8 protein-coding genes and 1 pseudogene are annotated in these 12794 nt (G+C 54.8%); 6 read left to right on the forward strand and 3 right to left on the reverse strand.

Features of this window, described 5'->3' with window-relative positions:
* Window positions 1-1718: pseudogene (locus tag Q0239_RS07770) on the forward strand (YadA-like family protein); the annotation flags it as partial.
* 539 nt (window positions 1719-2257) lie between these two features.
* Here Q0239_RS07770 and Q0239_RS07775 read toward each other — a convergent pair.
* From Q0239_RS07775 to Q0239_RS07785, 3 genes are read right to left on the reverse strand one after another with little or no spacing between them, the layout of a single operon-like run.
* Window positions 2258-3277 carry an NAD-dependent epimerase/dehydratase family protein gene (locus tag Q0239_RS07775; RefSeq protein WP_298600772.1) on the reverse strand — a complete coding sequence of 340 codons (1020 nt, stop codon included), beginning with the start codon at window positions 3275-3277 and terminating at the stop codon, window positions 2258-2260.
* A gap of 9 nt (window positions 3278-3286) precedes the next feature.
* Entirely contained in the window at window positions 3287-4528 is a 1242-nt protein-coding gene (locus tag Q0239_RS07780) for a hypothetical protein (protein WP_298600776.1), read from the reverse strand.
* 2 nt (window positions 4529-4530) lie between these two features.
* A complete protein-coding gene (locus tag Q0239_RS07785; RefSeq protein ID WP_298600778.1) occupies window positions 4531-5577 on the reverse strand; it encodes an O-antigen ligase in 1047 nt (348 codons plus the stop codon).
* Window positions 5578-6168: 591 nt separating this feature from the next.
* Between Q0239_RS07785 and Q0239_RS07790 the strand changes: the two genes are divergently transcribed.
* The 5 genes from Q0239_RS07790 (at window position 6169) to Q0239_RS07810 (ending at window position 12791) form a co-directional block, all read left to right on the forward strand.
* Window positions 6169-8373 carry a polysaccharide biosynthesis tyrosine autokinase gene (locus tag Q0239_RS07790; RefSeq protein WP_298600781.1) on the forward strand — a complete coding sequence of 735 codons (2205 nt, stop codon included), beginning with the start codon at window positions 6169-6171 and terminating at the stop codon, window positions 8371-8373.
* A gap of 69 nt (window positions 8374-8442) precedes the next feature.
* A complete protein-coding gene (locus Q0239_RS07795; RefSeq protein WP_367276077.1) occupies window positions 8443-9822 on the forward strand; it encodes an FAD-binding oxidoreductase in 1380 nt (459 codons plus the stop codon).
* A gap of 81 nt (window positions 9823-9903) precedes the next feature.
* Window positions 9904-10857 carry a Gfo/Idh/MocA family oxidoreductase gene (locus Q0239_RS07800; RefSeq protein ID WP_298600784.1) on the forward strand — a complete coding sequence of 318 codons (954 nt, stop codon included), beginning with the start codon at window positions 9904-9906 and terminating at the stop codon, window positions 10855-10857.
* A complete protein-coding gene (locus Q0239_RS07805) occupies window positions 10857-11438 on the forward strand; it encodes an N-acetyltransferase (protein WP_298600787.1) in 582 nt (193 codons plus the stop codon). The genes Q0239_RS07800 and Q0239_RS07805 overlap by 1 nt, the downstream gene beginning before the upstream one ends.
* Before the next feature lie 48 nt (window positions 11439-11486).
* Window positions 11487-12791 (forward strand): nucleotide sugar dehydrogenase, encoded by a 1305-nt coding sequence (locus tag Q0239_RS07810; RefSeq protein ID WP_298600790.1) that lies wholly within the window; start codon window positions 11487-11489, stop codon window positions 12789-12791.
* Window positions 12792-12794: the final 3 nt, after the last annotated feature.

Genomic DNA, 12794 nt, shown 5'->3' on the forward strand with positions numbered 1-12794 from the left:
CGGATCCCGCAACCAATAAGGGGGGGGCGGCCAATTCAAACAAGGGCGACCCATCGCTGGCGGGCGGCTTTAATGTTTCACCACCAGGCGCGTTTGCAACAGCCGTTGGGTCCTCTTCAACCGCCACAGCAGATCGCACAACTGCCATTGGCCGCCTCGCAGACGCAACGGCAGCTGATGCGACTGCTCTTGGTCACAACGCCGACGCCACAGGCATAAGTTCGCTTGCTGTCGGGCAAAGTGCAGTTTCCAATGCACTCAATGCCGTTGCCGTAGGGCAGTCGGCACTAGCATCCGCCGAATCGGCGGTTGCATTAGGCTGGAGCAGTGCAGCTACTGCAACGGGCGCGGTTGCGATGGGATCAGATGCGACCTCTAGCCAGGCAGGTGGCATCGCCATCGGTCAGAATGCCAACGCTAGCGGACCGAGCACCACCAATACTTTATTCGCATCTGTTGCCGTGGGCGTAAACACAACGGCAGTCGATAATGCGACGGCAATCGGCAACAATGCCATCGCGCGCTTCAGTGGTACCGCGACGCCGTTGGGTTCCGGAATCAATTCGGCCGTAGCAATAGGCGCGAATGCCGTAGCGGTTGGTTCTAACACGATTGCGATTGGTACGACCGCGCGAGCCGGCACTGGATTCGCACTCAATAGTCCGGGCGCTGACGTTTTGGGAGGAAGTAACATAACGGTGGTCGGCGGGCGCGCCGAAGCCAATGCCAACAACGCAACAGCGTTGGGGGCGGATTCCAATGTTTCCGGGGCAAGCGGCACAGCAGTCGGCGCGACCAGTCAAGCGACAGCGGATTTCACAACCGCGGTCGGGCACAATGCACGCGCGTCCGATTTCGTGACCACTGCTGTGGGTCAGGGCAGCCAGGCCATCGGCTTTGCGGCTACGGCATTTGGTCAGGCTAGCTTTGCGCAAGGCAACCGCGCAACTGCGCTGGGTGGTTCGGCACAGGCGACAGGGTCTTTCTCGACGGCGGTGGGCTTTGATGCTCAAGCCGCAGGTGCGGCCGGAACCGCCGTCGGCCAGCAAAGCCGCGCCAACTTTGTTGAAGCAACTGCGTTGGGCCAGAATGCACAGGCCAATGCCGGTGGCGCAACAGCAATTGGAACCGGCGCTATCGCCAGCGCGGGCATTGCCAAGGCCATTGGCCGCAACTCCAACCCCGCGAATGCCAATGCGACCGCCATTGGATTTGGCGCTGCTACCACTGCAGCCAACCAGATCCGCCTGGGAACGACCGACAGCATTTACTCTGCCCCTGGCCTGTTGACTTCATCAGATGCAGCGCAAACCGGCCCTGAGTTCTTTGTCACCATCGACAGCAACGGAACGCTCGGCAAAGGCGCCCAGTCCTCTGCCGCCATCACCCAACTCGGTACCCAAGTCAGCGCTCTCCAGCAAGAACAGGCTATCATCGACGACCAGGTGGCCTCACTGTTCGATTTGCGCGCACTCGACCGCAAACAGTGGAAACGGGGTATTGCCGCAGCAACGGCCATGGCCAATGCACCTTTCCCGTCCGAACCGGGCAAGACCAGCTATGCCGCCAATGGCGCAACCTATCGCGGCGAAGTGGCTTTCTCGGCCTCTATCTCGCATCGTCTTGCAGGCGACACACCCTTTGCAATTAACGTGGGTGTCTCGCATTCCGGCGGAAAGGACACTGCGATAAAGGCTGGTATCGCAGGCGAGTTCTGATCACCGTTCCGCCAGCCGAAATATAGGGTGCTCAACAAACTCGCGCTGGCTTCAACAACCGACAGGCCGGAGTTACCGCTCCGGCCTGTTTTACTTCTGACAAATGTACATCTGTCTGAAAGAGTTAGGAAGAAGACAAATCCATAAATCTAGTTATGATTTGCCCATTCGACCAATCCTACGACCAGCCGGAGGGAGCACTCATGATGAAAAACACTGCAACACGTCCATCACCACCAAGCTGCATACGAACAGCAATTTTGCTGGCATTATCCGCACTTGCACTACATTCCACAACAGCGGTCGCAGTCGAGTTTCCCGCATAGTCATAGCAAGGCAGCTAAACTGGTGGCCGGCTTGCGGATGGCGGGATGGTCGTGCCGACGCTGCTCGATGGGCCGATAAATGGCGACCTGTTCTGAGCTTATGTCGCGCAGGCTCTAGAACCCGGGTTGCAGCAAACCGGCGAATGCGCCAATTAATTCAGATCTTGCGGCCATGAACCAAAAATGGACAGAAACCGCGTCAAAGAGTTTTGTTCAGCACTCATAATAGTCACGGTACCAGCGCACGAACCGTGCCACACCCTCACGGATCGGCGTCTGAGGGCGATATCCAGTTAGTGACTGGAGGAGCGATGCGTCGGCCCAGGTTGCGGGAACGTCACCCTGTTGCATGGGCATGTAATTGCGGATAGCTTTCTTGCCGATTTCGGCTTCAATAGCGTCGATGAAGTCCAACAGGCGGACCTTTTCGGAATTGCCGATATTGACGACACGGAAAGGTGCTGCCGGACTCAGGCTGTCGCCCGCTGCAATATTTTCGAGCTTTTCGGGTCGCTGTGGAACCGCGTCGATAAGACCAGCAATGCCAAGAACGAGATCATCAACATAAGTGAAGTCGCGCCACATATCGCCATTATTGTAAATGTCGATGGGAGTGCCATCGATGATGTTTCGCACGAATTTGAAATAGGCCATGTCCGGGCGCCCCCAGGGACCATAAACCGTAAAGAAACGGAACATCGTAACGGGCAAATTGTAAATATTTGCGTAGCTGTGACCCATTGCCTCGTTGGCCAACTTAGTTGCAGCATAAAAAGTAAGCGGTGTCGCGACGCGCTCTTTTTCGGTAAAAGGCATTACAGTATTCGCACCATAAACGCTCGAGGTCGACGCCATGAGAAGGTGCGGAGTCCCTATCGAGCGCGCGGCATCCATCACATTGAACGTTCCGACAATATTGGAATCAAGATAAGCACGAGGATTGTCGATGCTATATCGCACGCCCGCCTGTGCAGCGAGATGTACGATCACATCGGGTTGGAACGCGGCTATTGCGGCATGTAGCTGCGCCTCGTCTTCAAGCGGTGCTTCGGTAGCGGAAAATCCTTTATACTGATTGAGCATCGCATGGCGTCGCTGCTTTAATGACACATCATAATAGTCGGTAAGGCCGTCATAGCCTTCGACGCAGTGGCCCTGACGAAGCAGCAGGTCAGCAAGATGGTATCCGATAAAACCTGCGGTGCCGGTGACAAAAATACGTTTTTGGTCCATGGCTTGCGCTCAACTCCCCGGCGTGATCGCGACCGACGCGACAGTTGCCTCAAGTCCGGTCTGCCCCTTACCGCCGGAAGCGATTAGGTCGAGAAACTGCACTGGGCAGTTGGCCGGGATGCTAAACGATGCACGTAGCGTGCTGTTGATGCTGTCGATTGTCCAGATTGGTGCTGCAGCGAACGCGGGACAGCGAAGCTGCCAGCGAAGGAAACCACCATCTCCCCGGTCAAGGTTTGAAAGCCGTGCGGTGAAGAGATATTTGCCCGGTTTCAAATACAACAGCTTGTTCGCAACAGGACGCGTTGTTGCCGAATTGGCGAAGATCGAAAGCGAAATCTGCCTTTCTCCCGTGTTGCCTGTGAAACCGCCGCCTGCATCGGGATCGTCTATCATCCGCCAACCCATGGGACCGAAACGCGCGTCGCGATCGCTTTCGTCAAATGCTGGGCTCGAGAGACGCGCAGGCCTCGCCCCTGGCATATGTAGGTAGATCCGGCGGGCATCCTCAAAAAAGCTTTCGCTGACCAGGCGCGAAAGCAGGTCCAGCTCCTGTCCCTTCGCACTCTCTTTATCCTTAAGGCCGCCGGTTTCAACGATCAGGTCGACCAGCACAGGCAGATTTTTACTGTTGACGTTTGCGTGGTTTAGGAAGGCCAATGCCCAATTATCTTGGGCGCGAATATAGGGCCGTAGTGCGGTGCGAATATCTTTATCATCGATGGCCGACAGCAAACGAGGAAAAAGGATGGTCGACGTGTCTGGTTTGGTTCGGAGCGCGATGTCATAATGGATAAGTGTCTGCGCTACATCACCGTTGCGTGCCGACGCCTCGATCAACCAGAGTTGGGCACCCGGTTCACGCCGTGAAAGCCGGGCGGCCATGCGCACCAAGCGCTCGGCTTTGGAGGAATCTCCGCGCGCATCCGATGCATAACCTAGAATGCGGAGCGACTTGGCGTGAATTGCTTGTCCTTTCAGAGCCTTTAACGCCATATTCGTTACTGCGCGTGGCGGGTTTTTGGGGTTCAGAAAGAAAAGTTGGTCGGCGCGCGAAGCAAGTGCAGTGCTTTCATTGGGCATGAAAGCGAGCGCGGATTGTGGCGCTTTGATCCGGGTTACGCCTGAAACCGCAAGCATCAGCGCAAACCAAGCCCCGGCAATTCCTGCAAGACTGATTAGTGATATACGGATAAGGCCGATATGCCGGAGACGAGCCACCATCTTAGCGCCTTTGGGTGCGCGCGCCATGATCATACCTCCTTGATAGTTGCGATTGCAGCAGCTGTCCGGTCACGCCCTGACTCAGTCAGCCATAAAATGCAGATCGCAAACAGTGCCATCATCGTTGGCGTGCGAAGCGGATAGTCAAATGCGCTGGCAATCGCGATCATTGCAATCAACACCGAGGCGAGGCGGCCGAATGCCACGGAGCGCTTGCCGCCATCAGCATGGTACCATAAGCGATAGCTGCGGATGCCGAAAGTAATGGCCGCTACCAGTAAAGCGAGGATCCCAGGCAGTCCAAAGGTAACCGCGGTCTCGATCCAGTCGTTGTGCGCACGGTTCAGATAGAATGGGTTTAAAAGTTCGTTAGGCTCCAGAATCTGATATGCTTCAACAAATGAACCCGAGCCCGATCCCAATGGAAAATATTTCCAGAACAGGTCCAGCGAAACTGCCCAGAAATCGGTCCGGCTTTCCTCGCTCGTTGTTCCCGAGAACAGCCGTTCGATAGCCTCTGCACGCGACAGGAAATACGTCAATAACGCCAGACTCAACACGCCCAATCCGCCGAGTATCGGCAAAACTTTGAAGCGGTTTGGCTTTCCGCGTCGGACAGTACGGATATCAACGGGCTCGCGGTAGAGCAGTGCGGCTGCGCCAAGGCCTAACACAGCGCCGACCAGTCCAGATCGCGATCCCGTCACCAGAATCAACGGAACCAACACGATTGCGATCGCGGCCGCGACCAACTGGCGCATCCGTACCGCATCTGCCTCACCCCGTGCCGTTGCGGCGAAGACAGCCAGCATCGGGAACAAACATGCGAGCAGCGTAGCGGCGTGGTTGCGGTTTGCGAACAGCCCGACTGCCGCGCCATTATTTGTGATTCGGTAAAAATAGAGCGAACTATTCGGATCGCCTACGACCTGCAATAGGCCTAGAAGGCCTGATAGCGTTGAAAGTGCGATCACCAGCGAAAGGAGACGAAACAGATCTTCGCGTTTGAGTTGTATTCCGAGCAGGATCACCGCAAGCGGCGCAACCAAAGAAAGTAACGCATGCCAGCCATTCATGGGAGCTAAAGTCAATGGGCGCCATATGTTTGTAAGACCGACCAACTTTTCGACCGCGACCAGATCCTGCCGCCCTGCGAGAGACTGCCAAAGTGCTGGGGGCAAGGGAATGAGGTGCAGTAACGCCAATGCAAATATCACAACAGCCCAACACAATATTAGCCTGCGGCCTGCCAGATGCTCACGCCGCAGTGATATGCAGGCCAGAGCGCAGGTAATGACCGACAATGGATACAGGATGATTAGCGACTGAACATCGATGCGTGACGCGCCACCAGTCACAAACAGGATCAGCAGGAAAATTGCTAAAATCCAAAATTGCGCAGATGGTTTGCTTGTCGATTGGTAGGCGGGCAAGTCAGACCTTATCTTGAATGAATGGAGGAGGAATACAGTCCCGCCCCTAAGTTCTGGGAGCTACTTTGGCAAGGCATCACTCGGGTTGTGCGGTTGTAATCAGTTCATCCAGCTTCGATAAAAGGGGTGGAAGTTATGGTTTCTTTAAGCTAGCTGGCTCGGCTAATAGCGGGGACGCAACAGGGCCTCAAAACGGTCACAGAACTAGAATATAGCTTTGGAACAAGGACGGAAATGCTGCAATCTAATCCCCCGGCTCTCACGACAGGACAGGCGGCAGGTTCGTTCGGAATTCCATCGGGAGAAGAGCCTACAACGCTCGCCCCTCCCATACTTGTCCAATATTGGCAGGTCGTCCTTCGCTGGAAGTGGGTAATTGTTGGCATTGTGGCTTCCGCAATCGCGATTGGCCTCGTCCTGACTCTGCTTGCGACGCCGCAATATACTGCAGCGTCGCGCATCGAAATCAGCCGCGATCAGAAAAAGGTGACTTCGATCGAAGGGTTGGAATCGCAGGACGCCGGCCGCGACCTTGAATTTTACCAAACGCAATATTCACTTCTGCAAGCTCGATCACTTGCCGAACGCGTATCGCGCCAGCTTCGTCTGTCGACCAAAGATGATTTTTTTGAAGCGCACGGCGTCAATCCCGACGACAATGCATTGTTTGCCAGCAAATCCGGCCAGCCGCTGAGCCAAAGCGAGCGCCAGAAGCGGGAAAAACTCGCGGTCGACCTGCTGATGACACATATATCGATTTCGCCCATCCGCGGTTCGGCGCTAGTCGACATAAGCTATACGAGTGCATCTCCCGCACTGTCAGCTCAGATTTCGAATACTTGGACCGAACAGTTCATAGTCCAGAGCATGGACCGGCGTTTTGCTTCGACGGCGGATGCGCGCAAGTTCCTCGAAGGTCGGCTTGCCGATTTGCGCGCCCGGCTCGAGACGTCAGAGCGTGATCTCGTCAATTACGCCGAAACGAAGGGTATTGTTGCGCTCGGAAAAAGCAAAAGCTCCGATGGCCGTACCGAAGTCGAACGTACGCTAGTTTCAAGCGATTTGGAAGCACTCAACAGTGCCCTTGCTGAGGCCACAGCGGACCGGATCGCAGCGGAAAGCAGTGCGCAATCACGTAATAGCGGTGCAAATAGCGATTCGTTGAACAATCTCGCTATAGGCAATTTGCGACAACGGCGCGCTGAAGTGGCCGCGGAGTACGCGAAGATGCTGGTTCAGTTTGAGCCAGGATATCCCGCAGCCAAGGCGTTGTCAGAACAGTTGCGTGCTCTCGACAGCAGTATCGCACGCGAAGAAAGCCGTGTCCTCGCTACCCGATCGACTGAATATCGCGCCGCAGTCCAGCGCGAGGCTGATTTGCGCCGCCAGGTTGAAGATCTGAAAAGCCGCATGAACCGCCAACAGCGTGACAGCATCCAGTACAATATTTATCAGCGCGAAGCGGATACTAACCGCGAATTGTATGACGGTCTGCTCCAGCGCTATAAAGAAATCGGCGTTGCTGGCGTGGGCGCGAATAATATTGCTATCGTCGATACCGCAAAGGTTCCGGAGCGACCTTCCTCGCCCAACCTCCCGCTAAACCTCGCATTGGCGTTACTCGCCGGTCTTGGCCTCGCAGCGGCGGCGACCTTCGCGCTTGATCAAGTCGACGAAGGCCTACGCGATCCTACCCAGGTGAACCGCTTGCTTCAGGTACCGCTTCTCGGAAGCGTGCCGGATGCAGAAGAAGCGGATGCGCTCGAACTGCTGCGGGATCCAAAGTCGGTGCTGTCTGAAGCTTATCTCAGCATCCGCTCGAACCTTGCATTCTCTACCGATCATGGCGTGCCGCGTTCGCTTATGGTAACGAGCACGCGGCCTGCCGAAGGCAAGAGCACGACCAGCCTTGCCGTTGCTACCGTTTTGGGACGGACAGGCAAAAAGGTTCTTTTGCTTGATGCGGACATGCGTTCGCCGTCGATGCACCAGTTCACCGGACAGCCGAACAAGATGGGCGTAAGCAACTTCCTCGCCGGTGAAAATGACTGGAGGCAGTTCATTCTCGAAACCGGTGTAAAAGGTCTTCATCTAATGCCTGCTGGTCCCACTCCTCCCAGCGCTGCGGAATTGCTCAGCAGTGACCGCATGCTTATGCTTGTACGGCAGTTGACTGAGCATTTTGACCATGTTGTCATCGACTCACCGCCAATCCTCGGGCTTGCTGATGCGCCATTGCTGGCACGGGCGGTGGAAGGCTGCATCTTTGTTGCCGAAGCCGAAGGAGTGGCAATTCGAGGAATCAAAGCATCGCTTGGTCGCCTGCATTCGGTGCATGCGCATGTTTTGGGCCTGGTTCTGACAAAACTTCGCCATAAGCAGGCCGGTTACGGCTATGGCTATGGCTATGGCTATGGCTATGGAAACAAGGAAGACTGAGCCGCCTGGTTTAGAATTCAGGGCCTGAGTTCCATGACGAAAAACCGACCTGTGCCCCTCAAAATATTGATGAAAGCATTCGGTGCCGAAATCGTCGTTGATCGTGATCGATGGAACGAATTTGAATCAGGATGGCGATGTAAGCCGGGAAACGCATTTTGCGTGGTTGCACCGCGGAATGTCGAGGAGCTTAGATCGGTTGTACGCAAATGCGTTGCCGATCGCCTTCCCCTGGTCCCGCAAGGCGCCTTAACCGGGCTAGTCGGCGCAAGTGTACCTGACGACACCGGCACGATGGTTGTCGTTTCAACCCAGCGGCTAAAGTCGGTCAGGCATTTTTCCGCTTGCGACGGCATTATCGTTGCCGAGAGCGGATTGCGTTTGTCGGACGTTAATGCACTGGGACTGCCGCACGGTTTGATGTTGGGGATCGACTTGGGTGCGGATCCCTCAATTGGCGGAATGGTGTCAACCAACACCGGTGGAAGCCGTTTGCTCCGTTATGGAGGCATGCGTCAGCATCTTCTGGGAGCGGAAATTATACTGGCTGATGCGGACGCAACGCTAATCACACATTTACCGCTTGTTCGCAAAGACAACAGCCATATCGGATGGTCGAACCTCGTCGCAGGGGCCGGCGGTTCATTCGGGTTCGTTTCGGCAGCATCAATTGCTTTGGATCCAGTCCCAGCGCAGCAGGCAACCGCGTTGATCGCGCTAGAAACTCTTGACGTCCTGCCTTTGCTGGTTGGCAGGCTGCGGATGACATACGGCGAACTGCTCTCAGCCTGCGAAGGTATGAGTTCAGGTGCAATCGAGGCGGTCCTTCGCCATCGGGCCGATATTCGCCAACCGTTCGCATTCGGTGTTCCAAACTATACCGTTTTAGTCGAGCTTTCGACCTCAGTCGAACCCGATATGCTGGATCTCGACGCACTTTTGCTTTCGAAACTGGCGTCTATGTTCGATGATGCGGCGTTGGCGATAAGTGATATTGTCGTGGCGCCTCCTGAGAAGGCTTGGGGATTGCGGCACGCTATCAGCGCGGCTTTGGCGCTTGATGGTGATGTTATTGGGCTCGATGTCAGTCTTCCGCTCGAACAGCTACCCGCCTTTCGTGAGCGTTGGAAGGCAAGGCTGGCAGCCGAAGTGCCCTGGGCCAGACTTTGCGATTTCGGCCATTGCGGCGACGGTGGCTTGCACTTTAATCTTGTACGCCCTCACGCGACGGCGATGTCCGATCAATCGGATAGTATCCAATATATACGCGAGGCGATTTGCCGCGAAGTCAATGCTTTGGAAGGAAGTTTCAGTGCGGAACATGGTCTCGGACCTGCTAATGCTCAGATCTATTCTGCTTTAATTCCTGCTTGTGAACAAAAGTTTGTGAGAGCGATGAAGTCAATTGTCGACCCATATGCTCTTTTGTCCCGTGCACTACCCCGATAAGTTTTAATGATTGTTTACAACAAACTTAGCCTTGTCTATGCGAAGCGAGCTTTCGCTGACCTCAACCAAGATGGATGCTAAATGAAACGTTTCGCGATGATCGGAGCCGCGGGTTATATTGCTCCGCGTCACATGCAGGCCATTCGCGATACCGGCAACGCGCTTTGCGCTGCCTATGACGTGAATGATAGCGTTGGTATCATCGACAGTTACTTTCCCGAGGCGCAATTCTTTACCGTTTTCGAAAAATTTGCAGCGTCTTTGGATGACGCGCGCATGTCCGGAGAAGCTCTGGATTTTGTTAGCATTGCGTCCCCGAATGATCTTCATGCACCGCATATCCGTTTCGCGCTGCGACACGGTGCCCATGCGATTTGCGAAAAGCCGCTTGTGCTCCACCCGGCCGACATAGATACATTGCAGTTGGTAGAAGCCGAAACGGGACGCAGCGTATACACAATCCTGCAATTACGCCTGCATCCGAGCGTGATTGAGCTCAAGGATAAAGTTGCTCGTCACATCGCTGCAAATTCCGGACATCGGTTTGCGGTCGACCTGACCTATCTGACATCCAGAGGAGCTTGGTATTTTGAATCCTGGAAGTCGGATCCCAGGCGTGCGGGCGGAATCGCTACGAACATTGGTATACATTTTTTCGACATGCTCAGCTTCGTGTTTGGGGACACGATTGATAGTGACGTGACTGTGTGTCGGGACGATGCAGCGGCGGGAACAATGCGATTTGCCAATGCCGATGTTCGATGGTTCCTTTCGGTCAATGCTGATCATTTGCCCGACGAAGCCAAGGCTACAAACAAGCGCACATTTCGCAATATCTTGGTCGATGGAGAAGCGTTTGAATTTTCGGACGGGTTTACCGACCTGCACACCAAATCCTATGAAGAAATTCTGGCAGGGCGCGGCTTTGGTCTGGACATAGCACGACCAAGTGTTGTGCTGGCGAGTTCGGTGCGCACTGCGCAGCCGCGCGGTCTGGTCGGCGAATATCACCCGATGGCAAAGGCGATCGTTTAATGTCATCCTTCTGTCACCCTTCTGCAGTAGTCGACGATGGTGCGCAAATAGGCGATGACACGCGAATTTGGCACTTCACGCATGTGTCAGCCGGGTCGGTGATCGGTGAGAGATGCACGATCGGGCAAAATGTATTCGTCGGCAACAGGGCGCGGATCGGGAGCGGCGTGAAGGTCCAGAACAATGTTTCTATTTATGATGATATTATCATCGAAGATGATGTTTTTTGCGGCCCTAGCGCCGTCTTTACCAACGTCATAAATCCGCGCGCACGAATCGAAAGAAAGTCGGAATATCTGCAAACACGGGTCTGCAAAGGGGCCACTATTGGCGCAAATGCAACGATCATTTGCGGTGTCACCCTAGGCGAGTTCGCTTTTATTGGTGCAGGAGCCGTTGTAACGGAAGACGTCCCCGCCTTCGCCCTGATGGTGGGGGTGCCGGCACGCCAGATTGGTTGGATGAGTGCATTTGGCGAGCGCTTATCCCTGCCGCTGAATGGGACGGACGAAACAGTGTGTCCGCATGACCAATCCCGGTATAGCCTTGAACGGGGTGTCGTAACGCGGCACCCGCGTTGACCGGCAAGCAATCGCCAGACAACCCAGCTTATCCTGCGGAAAAGGTTTATGAAACAGAATATAATAGATAAATTTAATCATCGCGATGCTGTGATCGGTATTGTGGGTCTTGGATATGTAGGTCTACCGCTGGTGCTGCGCTTCAATGAAGTTGGGTACAAGGTCATTGGATTTGATATCGATGCCCGTAAGACTGAAAAACTCAATCAGGGCGAAAGCTACATCGAACACATTACCGATGAGGATGTGGCGACGGCGCGACATTCTGGGTTCGAAGCCGTAGCAAGTTTCGAACGCGCTTCCGAGTGCGATGCATTGATCATCTGTGTGCCCACGCCTCTGGGTCATCACCGCGAACCGGATTTGTCATTCGTGACGGGAACGACGGACGCGTTGATACCGCATCTGCGCGCGGGTCAGGTTCTAAGCCTTGAAAGCACAACTTATCCCGGGACTACGGAAGAGGAGCTTCTTCCACGGGTGGAATCAGCCGGTTTACGCGTTGGCACGGATTTCTTCCTTGTCTATTCACCAGAACGCGAAGATCCGGGCAATGCAAGCTTCACGACGAAATCTATACCGAAAGTATGCGGCGGCCACACAGCTGCATGCCTTGACGTCGGTCTCGCTTTGTACGGCAAAGTCATAGACCAGCTTGTACCCGTCAGTTCCACCAAGGTTGCCGAGCTGACAAAATTGCTGGAGAATATTCACCGCGCGGTGAACATCGGCCTGGTCAATGAAATGAAAATTGTCGCTGACCGTTTCGGACTGGACATCCACGAAGTAATCCGGGCTGCGGCAACCAAGCCCTTTGGTTTTGTGCCTTATTATCCGGGTCCGGGGCTTGGCGGGCACTGTATTCCGATTGATCCATTTTATCTGACGTGGAAAGCGCGCGAATATGGAGTCCACACCCGCTTCATCGAGTTGGCGGGTGAGATCAACAGCGGCATGCCCGATTATGTGGTAGGCAAAGTCGCATTGGCTCTTAATGAGCGAGAGCAAGCGATCAAAGGAAGCCGCATTCTGGTTCTAGGCATAGCCTACAAGAAAAATGTCGACGACATGCGCGAAAGCCCGTCTGTCATCCTGATGGAAAAATTGGAGGAGCTCGGAGCGATTGTTGCTTATTCAGACCCGCACATCGCCACCTTCCCCGAAATGCGCGAGCATCATTTCGAGCTGGACAGCGTCGATCTGACCCCGGAATCGATAGCCGATTTTGACTGCATATTGATCTCGACCGATCATGACGGTTTTGACTATGACATGATTCGTGACCACGCAGCCCTAGTCGTTGATTCACGAGGGCGATTCCGCGAAAGCTTCCCCAATCTGGTCAAGGCTTGAAAT

This window comes from uncultured Sphingorhabdus sp., assembly GCF_937872355.1.
In the GTDB taxonomy this organism is placed as follows: domain Bacteria; phylum Pseudomonadota; class Alphaproteobacteria; order Sphingomonadales; family Sphingomonadaceae; genus Sphingorhabdus_B.